The sequence below is a fragment of the Tepidibacter hydrothermalis genome, assembly GCF_029542625.1.
In the GTDB taxonomy this organism is placed as follows: Bacteria; Bacillota; Clostridia; order Peptostreptococcales; family Peptostreptococcaceae; genus Tepidibacter_A; species Tepidibacter_A hydrothermalis.
In genome coordinates, this window is the sequence record NZ_CP120733.1 from 1,211,485 (window position 1) to 1,235,751 (window position 24,267).

Annotated in this window: 24 protein-coding genes; 19 read left to right on the forward strand and 5 right to left on the reverse strand. The window is 27.2% G+C overall.

Translation table 11 applies throughout. The annotated features are described in order from the left end of the window. Nucleotides 1-216: 216 nt before the first annotated feature. The 6 genes from P4S50_RS05295 to P4S50_RS05320 all read left to right on the forward strand — a co-directional run bounded on the left by P4S50_RS05295 (nucleotide 217) and on the right by P4S50_RS05320 (nucleotide 5,590). Complete coding sequence (locus P4S50_RS05295; protein ID WP_277733569.1) at nucleotides 217-1,062, forward strand: hypothetical protein; 846 nt, start codon at nucleotides 217-219, stop codon at nucleotides 1,060-1,062. Continuing rightward, entirely contained in the window at nucleotides 1,044-1,982 is a 939-nt protein-coding gene (locus P4S50_RS05300) for a LiaF transmembrane domain-containing protein (protein WP_277733570.1), read from the forward strand. Before P4S50_RS05295 ends, P4S50_RS05300 begins: the two co-directional genes overlap by 19 nt. A 134-nt stretch (nucleotides 1,983-2,116) precedes the next feature. Then, nucleotides 2,117-2,440, forward strand: coding sequence for a PadR family transcriptional regulator (locus P4S50_RS05305; RefSeq protein ID WP_277733571.1), 324 nt, complete (start codon nucleotides 2,117-2,119; stop codon nucleotides 2,438-2,440). Then, nucleotides 2,433-2,996: an HAAS signaling domain-containing protein gene (locus tag P4S50_RS05310; RefSeq protein ID WP_277733572.1), complete on the forward strand. Its 564-nt coding sequence runs from the start codon at nucleotides 2,433-2,435 to the stop codon at nucleotides 2,994-2,996. Before P4S50_RS05305 ends, P4S50_RS05310 begins: the two co-directional genes overlap by 8 nt. 15 nt (nucleotides 2,997-3,011) lie before the next feature. Beyond that, nucleotides 3,012-3,923: a DUF4097 family beta strand repeat-containing protein gene (locus tag P4S50_RS05315; protein WP_277733573.1), complete on the forward strand. Its 912-nt coding sequence runs from the start codon at nucleotides 3,012-3,014 to the stop codon at nucleotides 3,921-3,923. Nucleotides 3,924-4,171: 248 nt separating this feature from the next. Next, nucleotides 4,172-5,590, forward strand: a complete 1,419-nt coding sequence (locus tag P4S50_RS05320) for a PAS domain-containing sensor histidine kinase (RefSeq protein WP_277733574.1) — start codon at nucleotides 4,172-4,174, stop codon at nucleotides 5,588-5,590. A gap of 82 nt (nucleotides 5,591-5,672) precedes the next feature. On the opposite strand, the gene P4S50_RS05325 is transcribed toward P4S50_RS05320, so the two are convergent. From P4S50_RS05325 to P4S50_RS05340, 4 genes are all read right to left on the reverse strand, one after another. After that, nucleotides 5,673-6,104 (reverse strand): hypothetical protein, encoded by a 432-nt coding sequence (locus tag P4S50_RS05325; protein WP_277733575.1) that lies wholly within the window; start codon nucleotides 6,102-6,104, stop codon nucleotides 5,673-5,675. 10 nt (nucleotides 6,105-6,114) lie between these two features. Beyond that, nucleotides 6,115-6,657, reverse strand: coding sequence for a LytTR family DNA-binding domain-containing protein (locus tag P4S50_RS05330; protein ID WP_277733576.1), 543 nt, complete (start codon nucleotides 6,655-6,657; stop codon nucleotides 6,115-6,117). 79 nt (nucleotides 6,658-6,736) lie between these two features. Continuing rightward, nucleotides 6,737-7,267 carry a hypothetical protein gene (locus P4S50_RS05335; RefSeq protein WP_277733577.1) on the reverse strand — a complete coding sequence of 177 codons (531 nt, stop codon included), beginning with the start codon at nucleotides 7,265-7,267 and terminating at the stop codon, nucleotides 6,737-6,739. Beyond that, nucleotides 7,260-8,630 carry an NAD(P)H-dependent oxidoreductase gene (locus P4S50_RS05340; RefSeq protein ID WP_277733578.1) on the reverse strand — a complete coding sequence of 457 codons (1,371 nt, stop codon included), beginning with the start codon at nucleotides 8,628-8,630 and terminating at the stop codon, nucleotides 7,260-7,262. The genes P4S50_RS05335 and P4S50_RS05340 overlap by 8 nt, the downstream gene beginning before the upstream one ends. Nucleotides 8,631-8,935: 305 nt before the next feature. Between P4S50_RS05340 and P4S50_RS05345 the strand changes: the two genes are divergently transcribed. The 11 genes from P4S50_RS05345 (at nucleotide 8,936) to P4S50_RS05395 (ending at nucleotide 22,272) form a co-directional block, all read left to right on the forward strand. Then, entirely contained in the window at nucleotides 8,936-9,352 is a 417-nt protein-coding gene (locus P4S50_RS05345) for a hypothetical protein (protein WP_277733579.1), read from the forward strand. A 26-nt stretch (nucleotides 9,353-9,378) separates the two neighbouring features. After that, complete coding sequence (locus tag P4S50_RS05350) at nucleotides 9,379-9,651, forward strand: hypothetical protein (protein ID WP_277733580.1); 273 nt, start codon at nucleotides 9,379-9,381, stop codon at nucleotides 9,649-9,651. A gap of 215 nt (nucleotides 9,652-9,866) precedes the next feature. Continuing rightward, the gene (locus P4S50_RS05355; RefSeq protein ID WP_277733581.1) at nucleotides 9,867-11,669 is read left to right on the forward strand and encodes a sulfatase-like hydrolase/transferase; all 1,803 of its coding nucleotides are present in this window, start codon (nucleotides 9,867-9,869) and stop codon (nucleotides 11,667-11,669) included. A gap of 243 nt (nucleotides 11,670-11,912) precedes the next feature. Beyond that, nucleotides 11,913-13,217 (forward strand): hypothetical protein, encoded by a 1,305-nt coding sequence (locus P4S50_RS05360; protein WP_277733582.1) that lies wholly within the window; start codon nucleotides 11,913-11,915, stop codon nucleotides 13,215-13,217. A 27-nt stretch (nucleotides 13,218-13,244) separates the two neighbouring features. Continuing rightward, complete coding sequence (locus P4S50_RS05365; RefSeq protein ID WP_277733583.1) at nucleotides 13,245-14,543, forward strand: hypothetical protein; 1,299 nt, start codon at nucleotides 13,245-13,247, stop codon at nucleotides 14,541-14,543. Nucleotides 14,544-14,724: 181 nt separating this feature from the next. Beyond that, nucleotides 14,725-16,104, forward strand: coding sequence for a pyridoxal phosphate-dependent decarboxylase family protein (locus P4S50_RS05370; RefSeq protein ID WP_277733584.1), 1,380 nt, complete (start codon nucleotides 14,725-14,727; stop codon nucleotides 16,102-16,104). A gap of 36 nt (nucleotides 16,105-16,140) precedes the next feature. Beyond that, nucleotides 16,141-16,902: a GNAT family N-acetyltransferase gene (locus tag P4S50_RS05375; protein ID WP_277733585.1), complete on the forward strand. Its 762-nt coding sequence runs from the start codon at nucleotides 16,141-16,143 to the stop codon at nucleotides 16,900-16,902. A gap of 20 nt (nucleotides 16,903-16,922) precedes the next feature. Further along, nucleotides 16,923-17,492, forward strand: a complete 570-nt coding sequence (locus P4S50_RS05380; RefSeq protein ID WP_277733586.1) for a flavodoxin family protein — start codon at nucleotides 16,923-16,925, stop codon at nucleotides 17,490-17,492. Nucleotides 17,493-17,830: 338 nt separating this feature from the next. Next, nucleotides 17,831-18,475, forward strand: a complete 645-nt coding sequence (locus P4S50_RS05385) for an SMI1/KNR4 family protein (protein WP_277733587.1) — start codon at nucleotides 17,831-17,833, stop codon at nucleotides 18,473-18,475. A gap of 49 nt (nucleotides 18,476-18,524) precedes the next feature. Further along, nucleotides 18,525-19,469, forward strand: a complete 945-nt coding sequence (locus P4S50_RS05390; RefSeq protein ID WP_277733588.1) for a YARHG domain-containing protein — start codon at nucleotides 18,525-18,527, stop codon at nucleotides 19,467-19,469. A 262-nt stretch (nucleotides 19,470-19,731) separates the two neighbouring features. Next, the gene (locus tag P4S50_RS05395) at nucleotides 19,732-22,272 is read left to right on the forward strand and encodes a vitamin B12-dependent ribonucleotide reductase (RefSeq protein ID WP_277733589.1); all 2,541 of its coding nucleotides are present in this window, start codon (nucleotides 19,732-19,734) and stop codon (nucleotides 22,270-22,272) included. Nucleotides 22,273-22,377: 105 nt separating this feature from the next. Here P4S50_RS05395 and P4S50_RS05400 read toward each other — a convergent pair whose 3' ends face one another. Further along, nucleotides 22,378-23,112, reverse strand: coding sequence for a WG repeat-containing protein (locus tag P4S50_RS05400; RefSeq protein ID WP_277733590.1), 735 nt, complete (start codon nucleotides 23,110-23,112; stop codon nucleotides 22,378-22,380). A gap of 253 nt (nucleotides 23,113-23,365) precedes the next feature. Here P4S50_RS05400 and P4S50_RS05405 point away from each other — a divergent pair, with 253 nt between their 5' ends. Continuing rightward, nucleotides 23,366-23,644 (forward strand): hypothetical protein, encoded by a 279-nt coding sequence (locus tag P4S50_RS05405; RefSeq protein WP_277733591.1) that lies wholly within the window; start codon nucleotides 23,366-23,368, stop codon nucleotides 23,642-23,644. A 23-nt stretch (nucleotides 23,645-23,667) separates the two neighbouring features. Beyond that, complete coding sequence (locus tag P4S50_RS05410; protein WP_277733592.1) at nucleotides 23,668-24,138, forward strand: HAD family hydrolase; 471 nt, start codon at nucleotides 23,668-23,670, stop codon at nucleotides 24,136-24,138. Nucleotides 24,139-24,267 lie beyond the last annotated feature (129 nt).

The following is a 24,267-nucleotide window of genomic DNA, read 5'->3' on the forward strand; positions in this document are numbered from 1 at the left end:
CTCATTTTTTAAAATTTGCGTGGTTTAAATTAGTTTATAATTAGATACGGATTTAAAAAATATAAATTCTGCCTCTAAATGGAAAATAAATTTCGTTAGAGGCTAATTTTTTTTAGGTGATTCAAAAAAATACAATTTGTTCCAAAATATGTTTATTTGATGTATAATATTTTGTGGGGATTGTATTAAAAAAGAAAAAATAAAGGGGGACTTTTTATGAATAGAAAAAATAAATTAATAACTTTTTTATTATCTATAATACCAGGGCTATCTCATGTATATCTCGATAATATACAAAGGGGAGCAATATTTTTTGCAAGTTTAGTTTGTAATTTATTTATGATGTTTTTTACAATTGAGATATTAGGTATATATGAAGGTGAAGCACTAGCAATAGTATTTCCTATTATTTGGTTAATAGGTATGGTTGATAGTATGGTTTTAGTAGATAAAATAAATAAAGGATATATAGGTAGTGTTGAAGAGTATAATAAAGAATTTGATCTACTATGGGGAAGTAAGATTAAAAATAAAAAAGTTATAGCAATGCTTTTATCTATAATTCCAGGAGCAGGTCATATGTATCTCAATTTGAAGGAACAGGGAGTTCAGTTAATGAGTGCTTTCTTTTTACCATTTTTTCTTACTGATTTTTTAGACGCCAACTTTTTCTTGATTTTAGTACCTATAGTTTGGTTTTACAGCATATTTGATGCTATGCATAAAGCATCACAAGAAAATTTAGAAGAAACAAATATTTCTATATTCAGTTCATTAACAGAAAATACATTTTTGACAAAAGAGAAAAGTAAAATATTTGGATATATATTAATTTCTATAGGATGTATAGCAATATTTCAAAATATACTAATTGATGGATTTGATACTTTAATTAAGCATCTAGGTATTACAAAGTACATAAGTATTTATACATTAAAAAGATATTTAACATCAGGCTCTATAGGCATTTTATTTATAATAGGGGGAATAAAACTTATTCGTGGTAGTAAAAAAAATAATTCATATAAAAAGGAGAAAATCAAATGCGAAGATGGAGAGTAGGAAATTTATCTTCAGGTGTGATGTTTATTATACTAGGGATAGTTTTATTAGCATCTTTATTAAAGGGGCTAGTAGTAACTGAATATATATTTAAATTTTGGCCTGTAGTTTTAATAATACTAGGACTTGAAATTATAGCTTATGTCTATTTTTCAAAAGCGGATAATTCAAAGGTAAAATACGATATATTAAGTATTTTTATGATTATATTAGTAGGACTGTTTAGTATTGGTGCATATACAATATATTCTCTTGATATAATGTCAAAGTTATCAAGTAGTATAAATAGGCAAGAATATAGTACTTTGATTGAGGATCAAGAAATAAATATAGATAAGGATATAAAAAAAGTAATAGTAGATTACCCAACACAATATACATATGCATCATTAGATGTAAAAGAAGGTATTAACAATAAAATTATAGTTTCAGGAAAAGGAACAGTTTTAGCCAATTCAAAAGAGGAATCACAAAGTATTATAAATAATTCAAAAATAAAGTCAAGAAAAGTTGGAGATAATCTATACATAGAATTTGAAAATGTGGAAAGAGCTGAAAATTTAAATCCAGGGGTTACTTGGGTAGGACATACAATATTTTTACCAGGAAATAAGAATATTGAAATACAAGCACACAACCAAAATATAAATATAGATGGAGATGCTGTAAAAAATAAATGGGTTGTAAGAAATTCTTCAGATGTAGATATAAATATAGATGTAGATGATAGTTTAGACATATTTGCAACAGTAGTAAATTCTAATGGATTAAAAGGTAGTGTAGAATGGAATAAAAACAATGAGTTACAAGATGAAGAATCTGGCAATAGTTATACAAAGGGAAATGTTAAATTTAAAGAAGGCTTAAATAAAATTTATATAATTGAATGTGAAGATGTAAAAGTAAATACTCTATATTAAGACTATATATTAAAATATATAGTCTTTTTTATACTATAGGAATTATTTTTTATTTAGTACCTTGCATTATACAGTACTGTGTAATATACTATAAATGGAAATAAAGTGAAACTTATATAGGAAAGGAAATAAACATGAATATTCAGTTTAAAAAAGGTGTTTTAGAGTTATGTGTTTTAGTCTTACTTAGTAAAAATGACTGTTATGGATATGAATTAGTAGAGAAGATATCAAAATATATAAATATATCTGAAGGAACAGTATATCCTCTTTTGAGAAGACTTCAAAAAGAAGGTTACTTTACAAGTTATCTTAAAGAATCAACAGAAGGACCACCTAGAAAATATTATAAAATAACAGATGAGGGTAAAAAAATAAAAAATGAATTAATAGATGAGTGGAATCATTTTGTTAAAGGAGTTAATAGTATTATAAATGAGGAGGATTTAAATGAATAAAAAAGAGTTTATAGATATTTTAAAAAATCAACTATACGGATTACCTAAAGAAGATATAGATGAGATACTTTATGACTATGAAGAACATTTTAGCGTAGGTTTGGGAAGAGGAAAGTTAGAAGATGAAATATCAAAAGAACTAGGAGATCCTAAAAAAATAGCTAAATCATATAAGGCCCATATTGTTATTGAAAATGCACAAAATAACCCAACGCCTACTAATATAGTTAAAGCAGTTATTGCCACAATAGCTCTTGGCTTATTTAATTTAATTTTTGTGTTAGGTCCTTTTATAGGATTGGTAGGGGTATTGATAGGATTATTTGGGGCAGCTTTAGGAATAACTGTTGCTGGAATAGGAGCTTTCTTTGGTTCAATATTTGCACCTGTTTTTGGAGGTAATGTTAGCGTTAATCCTATAGGTGCTGCTTTTATGGGTATAGGAACAACTGCTTTAGGTATACTGTTTCTTATTTTGAATATCTATGTAGTAAAATTTGCATATAAAGGTACTGTTAAATATTTGAAATACAACATTGATATAATTAAAAAATAATTAGGAGGTAATTATATGAACATAAAAAAAATAGTTACATACTTAGTAATTATAATGGTTATATGCTATGGGGTAGGTATTAGTATAATATCGTTTACGGGGGGATTCAAAGATAATTTTAGTATTTCATATAAAAATAAAAAAACTTATAATGATTTAGATCAAGAGAAAATTGAAAAAATAGATAATATAAATCAAATATCTATTGAAACTTCAAGTTGTGATGTTAATATAATTCCTGAAGATAGAGAAGATGTAAAAGCTCATTTATATGGAAATATTACTTCTACATTTAAGCCGGAACTTGAAACTAAAGTAAATGGGAACGAACTTTTGATATTTATAAAAAGACCAAACTCATATAGTATATTTAATTCTGACTTAAAGCTTGATATTTTTGTCCCTAAAAATTATAAAGAAAGTATAGATGTAGATTCTTCCTCTAGTAATATAAATATTCAAAATGAATTAACCTTGAATAGTCTTTCTATAGATTTAAGCTCAGGAAACACTAAGTTGAAAGATCTAAACATTAAAAATTTAAAATGTGAAGCTTCTTCAGGATCGTTAATAGGAGAAAATATAATTACAAATAATACAGTCTTAGATGTGTCTTCAGGAACTATAGAGCTAAATAATTTTACTGGTGATTTAAAAGGGGATTCATCTTCAGGTTCAATAGAAGTTAATTATAATGTATTTGATAATAATATTGATTTGGAGACTTCATCAGGAACTGTAGATATAGGGTTGCCAGATGATGCTAAATTTTATTTAGATGCTGAGTGTTCTAGTGGGAATATAGAATGTGATTTTCCTATTGTTGTAAGAGGTAAACAGGAAAACAATACTTTAAAAGGAACTGTTGGAGATGATAAGAATAAAATAATAATAAATACTTCATCAGGAAATGTAAATATATATTAAAAATTAAATTGGTTTTTATTAAAATTAAACAGTATGTATATCAAAAAAATCTAGTAAAATAGATATTTTGGTATACATTTTTTTTGAACTTGAAATATAGTGTATAAGACTATAGGCATATATAATAAATCTCCAATATATATAAATTTTGATATAATATACATATATTTCATGTATAATGGTAATAGGGAAGAATTTACAAAATTATAGACATAATATGTCTACAATCTCTTTGAGGGGGCTTTTTAATGAAATTAGAGAAAGTAGAGAGAATACAGATTATTGTATTTAATTTAATTAATTGTTTAGCTGTATTATTGGGGTTAATCTGTTATAGTTATGAAATTAAACTAAATTACATTACTGTTATAGGTGGAGTTATTTTATTGCTAGTTTTAAATATATTATCAATAATAATAAATTTAAAAACAAAAGCTTATATTAAAGAAATAGAGGACAAGCTCTGCTTGTTTGAAGAAATTGTTGAGACATCGCCAAATGCAATTTTTGTACATAGAAAATTAAAGTTTGAATATTTAAATAAAAAAGCGGCAGATGTCTTTGGACTTAAAAATCAAAAAGATGCAGTTGGAAAACCTGTAGAAAAATTTGTGAAATTCAATATTGATGAAATAGGACAAGAAAGATATGAAGCTGCTAAAGAAGGTAGACATTTTGAACCTGTTACAGAAGAAATATTCTTTATGGAAAACGGTGAATTGATCGATATGGAAATATTTACAAATAATATGTGTATACAAGGTAATAACTATGCATTGGTATTATGCAGAAATGTAATTGAAAAAAAGAAAATATTAGAGTTAAAGGAAAAAGTATATTTAGAAGAAAAAAAGTTAAGAGAAAAAATACAACATGATAAAATAAAGGATGAATTCTTTGCTAATCTATCACATGAATTAAGAACTCCTCTAACAATAATTTTAGGTACAATACAACTCTTTGAAAATACATCTGAATCATTTGTACTTAAACAGAATAAAAAATTTAAAACATTAAAACAGAATGGTTATAGATTATTGAGATTAATAAATAATTTAATAGATATTACTAAAATAGATGCAGGTTATTTTGATATAAACATGGATAAATATAATATAGTATCTGTAGTTGAAGATATTACATCATCAGTTATAGATTATGTAGAGAATAAAGGGTTATACATAGAATTTGATACAGAAGTTGAGGAAAAAATAGTGAACTGCCATATAGAGAGCATTGATAGAATTATACTTAATTTATTATCAAATGCTGTGAAGTTTACGCCAGAAGGTGGGAGTATATTTGTTAATATATTTGATGAAGGCGAAAATGTTAAGATTGTAATAAAGGATACGGGGATAGGAATAAAAGAGGAAAATATTAATTTGGTTTTTGATCGATTTAGGCAGGTAGACAAATCATTTACAAGAAATCATGAGGGCAGCGGTATAGGGCTATCTATAGTTAAATCTTTAGTAGAGATGCAAGGAGGAACAATATATTTAAGCAGTGAATATGGTAAGGGAAGTGAGTTTGTTATAACACTACCTGTTGAAGAAGAATCTACAAATCCAAGTTCGAATTTAGCAATGGAAAAAGAAGATTATATGAAACAGAAGGTTAATATAGAGTTTTCGGATATATATAATCTGAAAATAGAGAACTAAAATATTAGGTTGATTGTAAATGAAAAAAGATGTATATGGGATTAATGCTAAGGAACTTGCATTATTAACATATACATCTTTTTTATTCTAAGCGCTCTAATAATTCTTTTTTCTTTTCATCTAATTTTTGATTGAGTTTTCTGTAATATTTATAGGATGCAAACGTAAATGACATACCTAATAACTCAGCTGTAATAATTATAATAATAGTTGTTGTTCTAAATAATGGTTTCTTAAATATAAAGCAATCAATTATGGCAGAAAACATGGATATAACACCTAATAATATAGAAGACAGGATGAATATTTGATATACTTTAAGTTTCCCATAGGTAATAATAAAAGTTTGGCGTATTACAGATCCTATTAGTAAGCCTATTAAAGAATGTACAAGTAATATGTAAATATCATTTGTTGTAAAATTCCTCAAAGAAATTTCTACTAAGCCCACTATAAAACCAATAAGGGCTGATATTATCAAATTAATTATTATACTCTTAGTATTTTTTTTCATTTTATAACCTCTACAATCCTAAAAAAGTTTTAAATTCTTTTAAATATCTACGTGTAACATATATATTTAAGGATGTATCTTTCATTTTTAATAGTAATTTTCCGTTAAACCATGGCTGGATTTGATCTATTTCTATAATATTAACGATAAAAGATTTGCTAATTCTTATAAAGCCATGATCTCTTAGTTTTTCTTCTAATTCGTATAGCTTTTCTTTTACTTTATACTTTTTATTATCAACAATACAAAAAACATCATTACCAATACCTTCAAAATAACTAATTTGGTTATAACTAATAACTTCATATCCACCTTCGTATTTTCCGGTAATCACTTTTTTATTTTCCTGTTGACCTAAAAATGAATCCAGAAAATGAATTAAATTATTTAGAGTGGATAATTCAAATACAATTCCTATCTTTCCATTTTCTATTTCATAACCTTTTTCAATAATCACAATGTCAGATTCAGTTGTTATTTTAATTTTTCTATTTTCAAGCATTTCTGTTATAATACCTTTTATGTTATCAGAACATTTTAAATCAACATTCATATAAATCTCCTTAAGATTATTATTACTATATTATTATAGACTTATTTTATACTATCATAAATTATATTACTATAAATTTTTAAGTATCAGGCATTAAATTAGGTATAATAATAGAACATGCAATAGCAACGCTTATTAGAATATTTGGAATTACTACAAATAGGAGGTTATCACCTATAAATCTTAAAATTGAACTTATGATGTAAGTTGCACACCAAATAGTGGAAATAAGCATATTAACTTCGATAAATAAAGGGGATGATTCAAACCCTTTTTTATAACCACTTTTTGCACCGTCCATAGTAAATGGTTTTCTAATAATCAAAGAATATAAAGACATTGTTCCTAGTGAGATATAAGTATACAAATGTCGATTTATAATAACTTGATTTATATCAAATATAAAGTATAGTACATTTGCAATTAAAAAATAAAGTGTTAAAGTTTTTGTCATTAAGCTTATATTTTTTTTAAATGATTCTTTGATGAGTAGAGCTACAAGAACAAAAGAACCTAATATAAGACCTAAAGATGAACTTATCGACCAGTGAAGAACCATAGGAATAAAGCCTACACTTACCATAAAAAATACTCTTAATCCCTTACTCATGACTATTCATCTTTTTTTCAAGTACTTTTTTATGTTTTGAAATCATATGCTTATACATATTTTTTTTAACTTCTGATTGAAAAGCTTTTTTGTTCATCATATATCTAAATATAATATTTCTTAATTTTTCTTTTATAGATTCATTTTTTATCAAATTATTTGATTTATAGTAATTGTAGTCAGCTAAAAAAATAGTACCTAAATTTGATTTGATTGCATCACTAAATAATTTAGATCCACACACTGATAAAAACATTGGTGTCTTTATATACTCCTGTTCAGCATAATGAATGCTTTTGCTTACTAGATTTTCAATTTGAGTATTTAAAATATTATTATCTTGGCATTCATCTGAAACTATTCCAACTAAATTAGTTTCATTACTACTATAAGCCTTCATAATCTCATTAAGTGATACTAATTCATTAACTGGTCCTGAAACAAGATATGCAATTTGACGACCTTTAAATACTGGAATGTGTGTATAACAAAAGCTTCTATCAAAGAATAGTTTCATTCTTGATGAAAAATAGCGATCTTTGATTTCACAAGCATACACAATAATATCTGAGTTATCTAATATATAATCTAACGTTTTTCTATAATCATCTGTATTATGGTAGATACATTCATTATGTGTACTACAATTGCAACATCCGATACAGTAATTTTTAAAATTGGCTTCATTGATGTTTACAACTTTAATAGGGCCATCTATCATACTTGAATACTTAACAATCATTTTATCTACATTCGAACCCTTTATTGAATCAGTTACAATTACAGTTCTTTTAGTAGTTTTAATCTTTTTTTCAGATTCATTATTCTTATAATTATAGTTATATCTTGATGTTTTCTTAAATCTTTTTGACGTGAGTTCGTTTGTTTTTATAGACTGTATAAAATTATTAAAGAAAAATTCCAGTTCTTTTTGAGATTCTTCCTTTATAAGATCCTTCATATCGTGAGATAAACTTCCTAAGTACTTCATATCAAAATCGTTACAAATACCTTCCATATAATCATGAGCAGTGTGATCATAATAATGAATAGAGGTAGAATAGGTAACACAATATTTATTAGAAAATTTATCTACTAGATTATACTCATCAATTTTTTCAATAAACTCCTTCATATGAGCTGGTATAAGCATATGGTAAACAGGAAAACTCCAAATAATACCGTCTGAATTATTTACTTTGTCAGCTATTTTTAGTATTTCTTCTTTCCCCTTTTTTACAGAATCTATAATATTTAAGTATTCAAAGTTACATGTCTTGTTTTTTAAAGCTAAATAATGCATTGATTGTACGGTGACACTATTTGATGATTTTGGGCTTCCATTTAATATGACTATATTCATGCTATTCTCCTTTAAGTTATATTTTTATACTTTCATATTAAAGGAAAACAAACAATTTGTACTTAAAATCATGTATCATGCTATATAGGCTATGTAAGATGCAAAAATTTAATTTATAAGACCTTCAAATCATCTTTAATGAAGTGGTAAGAAATATATTTGAGGTATATGGAAATTAAATATATATTATTCCAAAAAAATACATATATTTCGTGTATAATAATTACATATAAAAGTTTAGAAAAATTCAGATATAATTGTCGGAATTATAAAGTTAGACTTAAATCAATAGGGGAGGTTTTTTTATGTGGGGAAAAATTAAATTGTTTATTTGTGGATTTATATGTGGAATAATTCTTTTAAGCGGAGCAAATGGAATGGCAGAATCGAAAGACTATAAACTACAGTTATCAAAGTATAATATATTAGTTAATGGTGTTGAATATAAAGATGATAAACTGCCAACATTGCAAATGGATGAGGAGGTATATATTCCTCTCAAAAGATTTTGTAATACAACAGGGATAAACTTTAACTTTAATAATCAGCTTAAACAGATTGAACTTAGAAATGTTAATAATAATACTTATAATATGAATAACAATATGAACAATAATATGAACAATAATATGATAATGAATGATTCATCTGCATTAAAAAATATAACAAAGAATGAAGCAGACCAAAAGGCTTTAGAAATTATTAAAAAACAGGCAATATAAATAAGATAATGGCTTATATTCCTCATATGAGTAAATCAAAAGTAGATACTTTAGTTAAAGATTATATTGCTGAAACTAATGATTTTAATTGCATTTATGCTATTAGACAGTCTTTGAGTATAGAATGTATTGATGATATTGTAAAAAGTTATATTGATAGAACTGCTGACTATGGTACTGTAGCTGCAATACTACAGTTTATGAGTGGGGATGCAAGTGATTATGTTGCAAAAAAATATATAAATGAAGTTAAGGATCAACAATATAGTAAATTCTTCACACCATATTTGAAGAATTAAAAAATTTATCTATATAAATCACTTTGATTTTAACGTTTAAACTATAGATAAAATCTTATACAATTTACCGGGCAATATGTACGTAAAATAACCTTCACTACAAACTGATAGGTTTTGTTTTAAAAATAATCTTTTAATATTTTGATGTTAACACAATTTAAGCACTTAAGTAATATAATGTAAAGATACAAATATTACTTTGGGAGGATTTTGTAATGTTAACACCCAATTTTCTTATTATCATAGTAGATGAAGAAAGATTTCCACCTGTATATGAAAATGAAGAAATAAAAGCTTGGCGAAAAAGACATCTAAAGGCACAAGATTTTTTACATAATAATGGATTAACATTTAATAATCACTATACAGGAAGTACTGCATGTTCCCCTAGTAGAGGGACGTTGTATACTGGACAATATCCATCCTTACATGGAGTAAGTCAAACTGGTGGAGTAGCTAAAGGAGATTTTGATGCAGATATGTTTTGGTTAGATCAAAGCACAGTACCTACAATTGGAGATTATCTACTTACTGAAGGATACAAAGTGTTTTGGAAGGGAAAATGGCATGCTTCTCAGGCTGATATACTAATTCCAGATACTCATGATTCTTTTCTTAGTTACAATAGTGTAAATGGAATACCAGAAGAAAAAAAAGAAAGAGTATATCTTAATGCAAATCGTCTTAATGAATTTGGATTTGACGATTGGGTAGGTCCAGAACCTTTTGGGAGTGAGCCTCATAATTCTGGATCTTCTGCTGCTATTGGGATAGACGGACGGGATGAGATATATTCTTTACAGACGGTTAATTTAATTAAAAAATTAGATGATGATAAATTTGAGGAAAAGGATTTTGATGATAAGCCATGGGCTATTGTATGTTCCTTCGTAAATCCTCATGATATTGCACTTTTTGGAGAAATTACAAGGTTAGATCCTTTATTTAACTTTAAGGTTGATAAATCCGTTCCATTAATTCCGAAATCTCCTACTGCAACAGAATCACTTTTTACAAAGCCTAAGGCTCAAAGTAGCTATAGAGATGTTTATCCTAAAGCACTTCAACCCCTTCTGGATACACAGTTTTATCGTAGACTTTATTATTCACTACAGTTACAGGTAGATAATGAAATGTCTAATGTGTTAAATGCTCTTGTTAATTCATCTTTTTACAATGATACTATAGTAATTTTTACATCTGATCATGGAGAAATGCTTGGTTCTCACGGAGGATTGTATCAAAAATGGTATCAAGCTTATGAAGAATCTATCCATGTACCTTTAATAATTCATAATCCTATTTTGTTTAAAGAAGCTGAGCAAACAGATCTATTAACAAGTCATGTTGATATTCTTCCTACAATACTTGGTCTAGCTAATATAGATCCAAAAGTGGCTCAAAAAAAATTGAAAAATAATCATACAGAGGTTCATCCTTTAGTAGGAAGAGATTTATCACCAATGATTGTTCACGATAAAAATTTTGAACGTTCTGACGAACCTATATATTTTATGACAGATGATGATGTTACAAAGGGACTTAATCAAAAAAGTGTTTTGGGTATTCCTTATGAATCAGTTGTACAGCCTAATCATGTTGAAACTGTTATTACAAAACTAAAAACAGGAAAGAACAATCAAGAGGAAGTATGGAAATATTCTAGATACTTCGATAATCCTCAATTTTGGAGTTCTCCAGGATGTGAGGATGAAACAACAACACAACAATGTCCACAAACTCAGGTTAATGGAGTACAATGCTGTTTATGTATAAAAAGTATTAAAACAATACCTGATCCTGATGAACTTGAAATGTATAATTTAACTACTGATCCTTTAGAAACTAAAAATTTAGCTCATTCTGATTTTCAAACTCCCGAAACTAAGGTTGTTCAGGTAGTATTGAGTAATATGTTGGAAGAACAGTGTAAACAAAAACGTATATATCCATCCAGTGGGAATGTTCCTGGCAAACCTAGTTGTAAAACTTGTGCACCTGATTTGACTTTTAGATAATTTATATTATATCTATTATTTAAATTATTGCTTACTAAAACTTTATAGACTAATATAGTTCAAATGAATGTAATTGATTGTTCTAGTTGTAGCATTAGGTTAATTTAAGCTCATAGCATCTTCTACTCTGAGTTAAATGAGAGGTACAAGATGTTATGGGCTTTTTACATGAAGATCAGGAAAAAATTTACAAATGCTATAAAAAAAGTTATAATGAAGAAGGTCTGTGAGGGGGGAATTATAATGAACAAGTTATTTTCGAATAAGGTATTTCTTCAAATTATTAGTGTAGTATTGTTGATTATATCGATTAATTTATTTATGTTAAATCGTAATTCAAATAAATATGTTTATGAAAGTGTGGATAGGAATTTAAAAAAAGCTATAACTGAATTAGAGAATATGAATGAAGTTATATTCAATATATATATGCAAGAAAATTCCGAAAAAGAGTATAAGATACACACCAATTATATTGGAGCTTTGGCTAGAGAAGATAGAGAAATAAGAGATATATACAATATAAAATATGGTGCTTTTGATTGGTTTGAGTTAGAGATTATAAATTGGAATATTAGAGATATAAAAGATAAGAAGAATTTAACTAAAGAGGATGAACAATACTTAAAAACTGTACATAAATATAATAAAGAGTTGATAAAAGCTTATTACAAAGTATTAGATGATAATGATATGAGATTAAATAAAGACTATGGTAAACTCAAAAAAGAATATAAGGAATTTATAACACAGGCTAATAAAATTTCTATGAAGAAAGAGTATAGTAAATTAAGAAAATATAAGGTGAGAGAATCTGAAGGTACAGAAAATATTGAAGCGAAAAAAGAAAAGAATAGAGTAAGTTTACAAGAAGCAAAAGAACTAACGACTGAGGTATTACAAAAAATATTTAAGGAAAAACCTGTAATAATAGAGGATAAAAAATCGAGAGAAAACACATATGAATTTTATAATGAATGGGAAGATGGCAAAGATAAAAATTCATATAATATAAGCGTAGGAAAAGAAGATGGCTCTTTTAGTATGTATAGAAGCAGTCAGCTAGTAACAGCTGTTGTGTCAGAGGAAAATTTAGAGCAGAAAGCTATAGAAATTAAGGATATTTTTGTACCAAAAGATTATGTATGCTATGAAAAGAAAAAAAGGTTTGATGAAGGAAATCTAGATGAAATAAACTATAAATTTATAAGAAAAGTAGATGATGTATATGATGAGAGTCACCAAATTCAAATAGAAATGAATTGTTATGGATCTCTTAGTGACTTACGTATATCAGATCCTTTAAATTACAAAGTGGTAAATATAGAGAAACCTAAAGTTGCAAAAAAAGATATAGTATCTAAATTAACTAAAGGTAATGTAATCAATGTCATACTAGTAAAAAACACAGATGAAGAGCTAGAATATAGGGTTTTTATTGAATTGAATGAAGAAATATATACATACATTTTTAATGCCAATACTGGGGATAAAATAGATACAATAAAAAGTGAAAGGATGTATTTTAAAAGAGTAAATAATATATGAATGAAGAATTCTTTGGGGGTGTAAAGAATGGAGAATATATATATAATAGATAAGAAAAAAACGATTATATTTGTATTAATATTTTTATTAGCAGCAAGTACTCTAACATATATATCTATAAAAGATAATATAGAAGATACAAACGTAGTACAAGAGTATGGGGTTAGTACAGAACAGGGAAGTTTTGATATTTTAGAAAATGATCTTATTGAAAAAATGGATTATAATAGAGCTAGTCAAAATCATAATATTGGAATACTTAGAACGATAATTATATGTGGTATTGAACTTACAATACTGTGGTTATGTTTTTTAAAAAATATTAAAATAGGAATAGATCAAGAGGGTATAAAGGTATACAGCGTATACAAAAAAAAGCCTACCAAAATTTATAATTGGGATGAAATTGAAAATATAAGTTTTCAATATGGAGAAGATATAAGAGGATTTATTCCTTCATATGGAATGAAAATAAAGATGATTAGAAAAGAAAGTGATTTTATACCTATTAAAAAATTCTTGAATAATGAAGAAATTTCAAATGTGGTAATGAATTATTATGATAATGTAGAACTTAGTGATAATAGTGAAGAATCTTATGGTATTACTGAACTTTTAAAGGATTCATATAAAGAGTATAAAAATGGATTTAATGTTTATATTAAATATAGCCTTATTGTACTTACATTCGCTTTATTAAAAGAATTAATACAAAATCCAATTGTAGCATTGATTGTATTAATAGCAAATATAGTTTTAGGATATAGAGCATTGATAGCTTTAAATTACAAGGCATATATGTCTTACAATGGAGAAAATATAGATTTTGATACTGGATGGGAGTTTGCGAAAGATAAAATAGGAAGATATTTTGGAGCAAGTTTGGTTTTAGAAATACCTGTGATTATATTTATAGGAATTGGGTATTTTTTTATAACTAGTAGTTTAGAATTTAATTATAAAGTTGTTTTGAGTATAGTTTTAGGGATAGTATGTATATTCAGTATATCTAGAATATATTTAATAACTTATATAGCAAGTATAATTGATACAGACAAATCATACATGTCTTTAAATGGAATTGTAATTAAAAAATATTATAAACAAGTTATGTTTATGTTTATTGTATCAAGTCTTAGAATAGCACCTATTGTAGTTGGAGCAATTAGTGACTATAAAAATCTGAATGCAGGTGGAGATATGATAGAAATATCATCTTATATTATAACTGCCTTAGATTTATTTTTAATACCTTTTATAAGTTGTTACTTTATGAGAATTCTAAAAGATTTACCTGTAAGATCGGGAGATAGTTACAATGAATAAGTTGATTTATTATAAGATTGATAAATAAATTAGTATCGTGAAAAACGCTCTATTAAAATATCGATAATATAACGATGTTTTAATAGAGCGTTTTAATTATATAATGTCTATACTTAAAAAAGAATATTAATGATAAAATGGAAATAGGTGTATAATTTAAAAATATGGCGGAGGTGGCAATATGTTAAAGCTTGAAAGATTTGATGAATATTTAGACCAGCTATCTGATGTAATAAAGGAATATCAACGTGATATATCTGTTGGAAGGGTTGTACCAAAGGCTTCAAGGAATGATATGGAGGAACTTTTGTTTGAAACGCTTCCAATGGAAGGTTGTGATGCAATGAATATAATAGATGAGTTTAAAGAAAAAGTTGTTCCAAATTCAACAAAAGTTGGAAGTTCAAAATTTCTTTCATGGATAATAACGAGCCCTTCGCAGGCAGGTATTTTGGGAGAAATTGCAAATGTAGGAATAAGTCAGGCTCCATTTAATTTTAAGGCTGGTCCTGCAGCAACAATAATAGAAGAAATGATTATAGGCTGGATGGGACAGCTTTTTGGATATAAAAAAGAATCGGGAGGAATACTTGTAAGCGGTGGAAGTGTTTCAACTCTTACTGCTCTAGGAGCTGCAAGAGAGGCGTTTTTGCCTGGGAGTACTGAAAATGGAATTCAAAACATTTCAAATCCACTTACTATTTATACTTCTAAAAAAGCGCATTCCTCAATAGATAAGGCTGTAGGGGTTTTGGGATTTGGAAAGAACATGCTTAAAAAAGTGAAGGTAGATGAGTTCTTCAAGATCGATATAGATAATCTAGAAAAAGAGATAGAAAATGATATTAAACAAGGACTAAAGCCATTCTGCATAATAGCTCAGGCTGGAACATCTCTTTCAGGAGCTATTGATGATATAGATGCTCTTTCAGATGTTGCTAAGAAATATGGAATGTGGCTTCATGTAGACGGAGCTTATGGTGGAGGCGCAATACTATCAAAACGAGGTGGAGAGATTCTAAAAGGAATAGAAAAGGCGGATTCGATTTCTGTTGACCCTCATAAGTGGTTCTTTGTTCCAACAGAGGCTGGATGCGTGCTTGTAAAAGATAAAAGACATTTATACAATGCATATAGGACAGGAGTAACTGAATTTGATGAAAATGCACCTATAAATTATCTGGATTATGGAATACAGTCAACTAGAACTTCAAGAGCAATAAAGACGTGGTTTGCAATGAAGACGTATGGAATTAAGAAGCTTTCACAGGTCGTGGATTCTAATATGGATATGGCAACTTATTTTGCCGAGGAGATTGAAAAAATCGATGGGGTAAGGCTATTACATAAGCCTCAAACAAGCGCTGTTTGTTTTTTATTTGATGAAGGAGCAACTATGAACGAATCTTTTTTAATAGAAATAGAAGAAGAATTTTTCTTATCATCTGCAAATCTTATGGGAGAACATTGCATAAGGGCATGTTTTTCAAATTACAGAACAAGTATAGAGGAAGTCGATCTTTTACTGTATAAAATAAAAAGTTTTGCCTCGATGGAATAATTTAAAAATATTGAATTAAGCAGGAGGACTGGGTAAATGGATTTTATAACGTTAACAAAAGACAATATAGAAAGTGAGCATATTTGCTGCGCTTTTTCTGATAAAAAAAGTACAGAAGGATATAAAGCAAAAAAGCAGTGGCTTAAAAAGCAACTTGAAGATGGGTATGTATTTACAAAGTTAAATGAAAGAGCTAAAGTATTTATTGAATACGCACCTTCTGAAATAGCTTATCTTCCCATTAATGCTCCTAATTATATGGTTATAAATTGTTTTTGGGTATCTGGTAAATATAAAGGTAGTGGATATGGTAAAGAATTACTAGAAAAATGTATTGAAGATAGTAAGAAAAAAGGAAAAGATGGAATTGTTGTTTTATGCGGAGATAAGAAAAGACCTTATATGTCAGATAAAAAATTCTTTTTAAAACATGGCTTTGAAAAATGTGATACTGCAAAACCATATTTTGAACTTTTGTACTTAAAATTAAATAGTAAAGATACAGTACCTAAATTCTTAGAAAGTGCTAGAAATGCTATTTGTGAAGACAATGGTGGATTTAAAGTTTATTATTCTAATCAATGTCCATATATGAACTACTATATAGATTTGCAATCTAAAATTGCACAGGAACAAGGATATATTTATGAAAAGGTACTTATAGATAGCAAAGATAAAGCTATTAAAAATCCATCACCATTTACTATATATTCATTATTTTATAAAGGAGAATTCATAACTCAAGAAATAGGTACTCCAAAGAAATTTCAAAAGATAATAGAAGAAGTGAGTAATTAATATTTTGGAGGCGTCAATATATGGCTGAAAAGTGGATTGCTATTGTAGGAAGTTCTAGAAAAGGGAAAAATACAGAATTAATAACTGATTATATTATAAAAGCTCTTAAAGAAAAAGAGATTGATGTTGAAAAGTACATGCTTAGTAGTGAGAATATATCAACTTGTTCTGGATGTGAGTATTGTATAAAAACAGGTGAATGTAATATAAATGATGATATATCAAAAATAATAGAAAATATGAAATTATCCGATGGCTATATACTAGCTTCTCCGTCTTATAATTACAATATGACGGCTCAAATGAAGGCATTACTTGATAGAACATTTTGTCTTAATGATTATAGTGAAGGAAGATGGAAAAGTAGACTATCATCAAATAAAAAAGCCATAGTTGTAGGTACTTGTAAAGGTAAGATTAAAGAATGTATAGGATATACTGTTGAGGGTATGAAAAAGGCTCTTTTGGAACTTGATATAGATGTAATTGATGAGATAGAGTATTACAATACAAAATATATGCCTGTTGAAATGAACGAAGGTATAGAGGCTAGAATATTAGATAGAATTAAGACTAATAAAAAAATATAAATTAGAGTATGTAATCAAATATGTATACAAAAATAATGCTAATATAGTAGTTGTTTTGTATTTAGACGCAAATAATATACATTAAAATAACGCTACTTTGTTAATGTTTTAATAAAACAAGAAAAGCTTTAATAATAGTTTTAATTTGTTCATTATTGATATGCTCACTAATTTATAAGATAAATAAAAATAAATATATAAATATATAAATAGTATTAACGAATTGATTTTTGTAATAAATGTTTATAATTACGAAAGCTCAGATAATGGATTTAAAGATATAGAAGTGCAATGAAAAGGAAGAATACTTGAAATAATAGAGAAGAGGTTATAAAAGTATGCAAAAACAATTAAACTCAATGACTTTAAAACAAGATATTGAATTTATTAGAAAACATTTTGATAATTATTTTAGAAAAATATCAAAAGAATACTTAAAATTAGAAGCAAAGATAAATTCTAACTTATCAGAAGAAGATGGGGGAGTACCAGCTGAAATGATGGTTGGAGAAGTTGATAATGAAGGATATGTTTGCTGGAGCATGATCCCATCTAATATTACAGAGAATGATATTAATTATTTAGAAAAAAAATATTCTATAAAATTACCTAAATTATTTAAAGCATATTTAATGGGATATTGTTTTTTAATGGGTGAGTTTAATAATGGTTCTTTTGAAGTTACTCTACCGGAGATTCCTTTTGACAATCCATTGATGAATATTGAAAGTAATCTTTTTGCATGGAGGTTATTAATAGAAGCAGGATATATTCCCTTTGGAGAGTATGAAGGTGGTTATGGACCAATATGTTTTGATATAACACAAAAAAATGAGGATGAAGATTATGCAATAGTGTGGTTTAATCACGAAAATCTTTTCAATTTAGATTATGACCAATGGAAAGATAGAAACAATTTAGAGCAGTATTCTAATAAATTATATGATTCTTTCAGAGAGCTTATAATTGATCTTTTAACATAAGTCATAAAAAAACAAACTAGAACATTATTAAAGTGAAGGTAGGAAATTTATGAAAATTAAAGTTAATTTATTTATTTTATTTTTCTCAATATGCATAATACTGGGTGGTTGTGTAGAGGAAGATAATGAAAGTAAAAACATAAGTACTACTGATTTAGAAATAGAAAGTGATTCTTCTAAATTACATGAAAATATTACTAATAAAGAAAGTGAAGAAGAAATTGATATAAGTCTTTCATTAAAAAATTTGAACTTTAATCTAAATCAATTGTTTGATGTTATAGAATTAAATAAATTAGACTCAAAAGAATTAGCAATTTTAAGAAACTCAATCTATGCAAAGCATGGCTATATATTTTCAACAGAAGAGGTTAGTGAATATTTTTCACAGTTCTCGTGGTATAAACCATTAAGTAAAGATGTTGAAAAAAAGCTAAATAATATTGACAAGGAAAATATTAAAAATATTATTGCTATTGAGAAAAAAAGCTCAATAATAAAAAACTCTAAAGATAATAGAAATTATAGTGAGGGTGGAACAGTTAATATTTCACTTAATAAAAATACACAAAAAGAAACATTATATATTTCTAAGGAAGAATTAGAAATGCAGGGAGGGAATTTTCCTACAAGAATTGTTCTTAAAGTAAAAAACAGTGAAATAGTTTTTGATAGTTCGTGGAATGATGGATTATATGTTTGTGTAACTGATTTTGACAATCAAGATGAAGATGTAGATATCTATATAACAGAAACAGGTACAGATATTCAAGCTACTACATATATTTATAAATTTGATGGTGAAAAACTATATAAATATACACAGTTTGACCATTTTTGTAAAAAATTTTTATATGATCAAAAAGGTAATATATATTATTGGTTTAATGATTCTGAGAAACAAGAGTTTGATAAATGTTTTAACTATAAAACTAAGCAATCGAGTGATATAATAGATGAAAATTTAAAAATAAGATTAAATAAGTCAAAATAGAGTATTTGAAAAACTAAATTCAACAAAAACTAAAAAGATATGTCTATGAAAACATCTTAAAATTAAAGATATTTTTGTAGGCATATTTTTAGTTTTAAATATGAACTAATGTTTAAAAATTCTATGAAGGTAAATACTATATATTGTGTTTTAAGTAAAAAAATATAAAAATAAACACAATATAATGCGGAAAAGTGTTTAGCTTTATTTTATATTGGTATATAGTTTAAAGGAATCATTATTTTAAGTAGGAGCTGAATTTATGAATATAAAAAATTTAATTAAAAGATATTATACAAAAGCGTTAGAAAAAAATAAAAATTTAACTGTATATGATTTATTTGATTGGAAAACAGTTGAGGTAAAAATGTTTGATTACAAAACCAACAATATATTATTTCAAGAAGAAAACTTAGAGTTTCCTGTATTTTATAGCCAAAATGCTTGTGATATTATTGCTAGTAAGTATTTTAGAAAAACTTGTGTGACTAATGAATATGGTTATGAAAAATCTTTAAAAGAAGTTGTTCATAGAATGGTAAATTTCTGGACTGAAAGTGCTTTAGATGAAGGTCTAATAGATGCTAACAATAAGAACGTATTCTATGATGAAGTTTCTTATATGCTTATAAATCAGATGTTTGCACCAAATTCTCCGCAGTGGTTCAATACTGGACTTAAGTTAAGTTATGGAATAGATAAGGAATCAGAAGGTCATTTTTATTATGATACAGAAAAGGAGAAGGTAGTAAAATCTAAGGATGCATATACAAGAACACAAGGTAGTGCTTGCTTTATACTTAATATAGAGGATAAATTACTTGGAGATAAATCTATAACGGATCAAATAGTAACTGAAACAAGACTTTTTAAACATGGATCGGGGACAGGAAGTAATTTTAGTAGTATTCGTGCAGAAGGTGAACTTTTATCTGGAGGGGGAACATCATCTGGGATTATGAGTTTTCTTAAGGTATTTGATGCTAATGCAGGAGCAATAAAGTCCGGTGGAACAACAAGAAGAGCGGCTAAAATGGTAATCATGGATGGAGATCATCCTGAAATTATAGATTTTATAAGATGGAAATCAAAAGAAGAAGACAAGGTATTAGCACTTGGAAAAATGGGGTATGATACTGATTTTAATTCAGAAGCATATTCAACTGTATCAGGTCAAAATTCAAATAACTCCATTAGAATTACAAACAAGTTGATGAAAAAAATGATAGGAAAAGACAACGATGAGTCTTGGGAGTTAAAGGGTAGAGTAGATTCAAAGGTAAATAAAGTAATAAGTGCAAAAGATTTGTGGGATGAAATAAATTATTCATCATGGAGATGTGCAGATCCAGCGATTCAATTTCACGATATAATAAATGATTGGAATACATGTCCGTTAGGAGAAAATGGTGAAAAGGAAGAAATAAAAGGATCAAATCCTTGTAGTGAATATCACTTTTTAGATGATACTGCATGTAACTTGGCTAGTATAAATATAGTGAAATTTTATGATTCAAAAACTAATAAATTCGATATAGATGGATATTTACATGCAATAAGTCTTATTCAATTAGTTCTTGAATCAACTATTCACTGGGGTCAATTTCCAACGGAAGATATTGCAAGAAGATCACATTTATTTAGAACTACAGGACTTGGAATTGCAAATACAGGTTCTCTTCATATTATGATGGGACATGCTTATGATTCGGATAAAGCAAGGAGCATAGCAGCTTCTTTAGTTGGAATTATGACAGGTCAATCTTATTATGTATCATCATTAATGGCAAAAGAAGTAGGAAGTTTTTCTAAGTATGAAATTAATAAAAAAGATATGTTAAAAGTTATAAAAAATCATGCTATAGCTGCTGGAACAATTGATTCTTATTATGAAGGTTTAGGATATACTCCAATTAAGGTAAGTCATGAAATATTAATAGATGAAAAACAAGAGAATTTAAGTAATACTCTAAAAGATGTATGGCAAAAGGCAGTTGAAGGTGGGGGGGAATATGGATATAGAAATGCTCAAGTGAGTGTTATTGCTCCAACTGGGACTATATCTCTTGCCATGGATTGTTCCACTACTTCAATAGAGCCATTCTTTGCACATGTAGTATATAAAAAATTAGTAGGGGGAGGATATATGGAAATTATAAATCCATACATTCCTACAACACTTGAAAAACTGGGGTATACTAAACAACAGATAGAAGATATAGTTAATTATGTAATGAAAAAAGAAACTATAAATGAAAATGGATATGAGTATAAAAAAATAATGGATGGAAAAATAGAGGGAGCGCCTCATATAAAAGAAAAGCATCTTCCTATATTTGATACAGCTAATAAATGTGGAAGTGGAAAAAGGTTCATATCACCAATGGGTCATGTAAAGATGGTAGCAGCTTTGACACCATTTGTATCAGGAGCAATAAGTAAAACTGTTAACCTTCCTAATGAAGCTACTGTAGATGATTTTAAAAATGTATATAAGAATGCATTTGAATTAGGTGTGAAATGTATTTCTTTGTACAGAGATGGTTCCAAAGTCAGTCAACCACTTAATCAATCAAAGCGTGTTAAAAGTGAGAAGTTAGAAGATATGACATATAATGAACTTTTAGAATATGCTAAGGCATTAAAAGAAAATAATAAACAAACTTCTGTAGAAATAGATGAGAAGAAAAACTCAACAGAATACAAGAAAGTAACATGCTCAAACTGTTCAAGCACGAGCATTATACCAAATGGTACTTGTTTTATTTGTAGGAATTGTGGCACGACGACAGGGTGTAGTTAAAATATAAATGTTAAGTATATAGTTAAATATTTTTTAAAAAGATGTATACCAAAATAACACTAATAAAGTAGCTATTTTGTGTACATCTTTTTTTTTAGTTTGTAGCTATAGAAGATCATCTATAAATTCTAATACCCAAGCTGATTTTTTTACTTTACCTGATTTATCTATTATTTTAGATTTTCCATTTATAGTAACATGAGTTTTACCATTGTGGAAGAAATCTACAGAGTCATATTTAGGTTCTATAATCATTGTATCTGTTTTATCTATAAAGCCCCACTTATCATTTAGTTTTATTGCTGCTAATCCATTACTAAACCATTTTGTATCATCGTATAGTTTGGTAACTAGTGTACCTGCTGTATCTATAAAACCAGATTTATCATTTACTTCTACTCTTGCTAACCCTTCATCAAACCAATCTACATCATCATATTTAGCTTCTATAATTAGCTTACCATTTGTATTGATAACTCCCCATTTTCCGTTTATTTCTACTGCTGATAACCCTTCATTAAACGATTTAGTATCATCATATATATTATTTATAACTAAGTCACCTGTTTTATTTATAAAACCCCACTTATCATTTAATTTTACTGATGCTAGATCTTCTCGAAAAGTAACATCAGCATCATCATAAATAGGTTCTATAACTATTTTTCTTTTAGCGTCCATGTAACCATATTTATTTTGATCTTGTATTCGTGTCAAGATATTCATACTTTCAATTTTGTTTATGACATTGAGTTTTAATAATAAAAATTTTCCCATTAATAGTAGGAATATTACTAATATAATGGGTGCAATTGAGTTACATATTTTAATTTTATTCATAGTAACCTCCGATATAATAGCCTTTAAGAATATCATAAGAATTATATATTACAACTATTAATAATTATCTAAGTTATTGTAAATTCCTTCAATAAAACCAATATTTATACAAAATAGTGTTATGTTATTAAGTTTGATGGTAAGATATACCTAAAAAGAAATGTAAGTTATTAATGTTATAAATTTTATATTTATTATACTTAAGAGGAGCATTATGTATAGTTAAAAAGTTGAAATTTAGACAATAGAAGGGGTGAAAAATGAAGATAAATATTTAAGCAGTATTAACAAACCAATCTTTGTAGTACATGTTTATAATTACGAAAGCTCAGATCATGGATTTAAAGATATAGAAGTTCCAGAAAAGGGAAGAACACTTGAAATGGTAGAGCAATCCTTTAAGGATTACAAGAAAGAAAATGAGTTGAGTGATGTTGAATTAAGAATTACTACTGAAATAAGTTCAACTGATGATAAGAGTCATAGACGTTGGAAATATAAGTATATGAAACCATCACAAAAAGAAAAATAAACTATAATAAGGAGATATTTATAATGGAAATTAACATACCAGGAAGAGGAATTATAAAAATTGAGAATCTTTTACTAGACTATAATGGAACCATAGCTTGTGACGGTGAAGTGATATCTTCTGTAAAAGATAAAATAGAAGTCATTAATAAAGAAGAAATAAAAGTACATATAGTAACTGCCGATACTCATGGAAATGTAAGAAATCAATGCGCCGATATGCCTGTTCAAATACAGATATTTGATAATTCAAATGCAGCACAAAACAAAAGAGAAATAGTAGAAAAACTTGGAGCTGAAAATTGTATCTGTATTGGAAATGGTTTTAATGATGGACAAATGTTTGAAGCTTGTAGCATATCAGTTATAGTAATGGGAGTAGAAGGGTGTTCTGCAAAATCTTTAATGAAAGCAGACATTGTGTGCAAGAGCATAGAAGATGCTTTTGATTTGATATTAAAACCAAGTAGAATGATTGCAACTTTAAGAGGATAAATTTTGCTTTTGAAAATAATATAATATTAACAACAACTACTAAAACTAAGAAATATGGCTATGAAGATGTTAGGTAATATTCAAAATATCGTAGTATTATCGTTATTTTGGTATCTATATTTTGCGTTT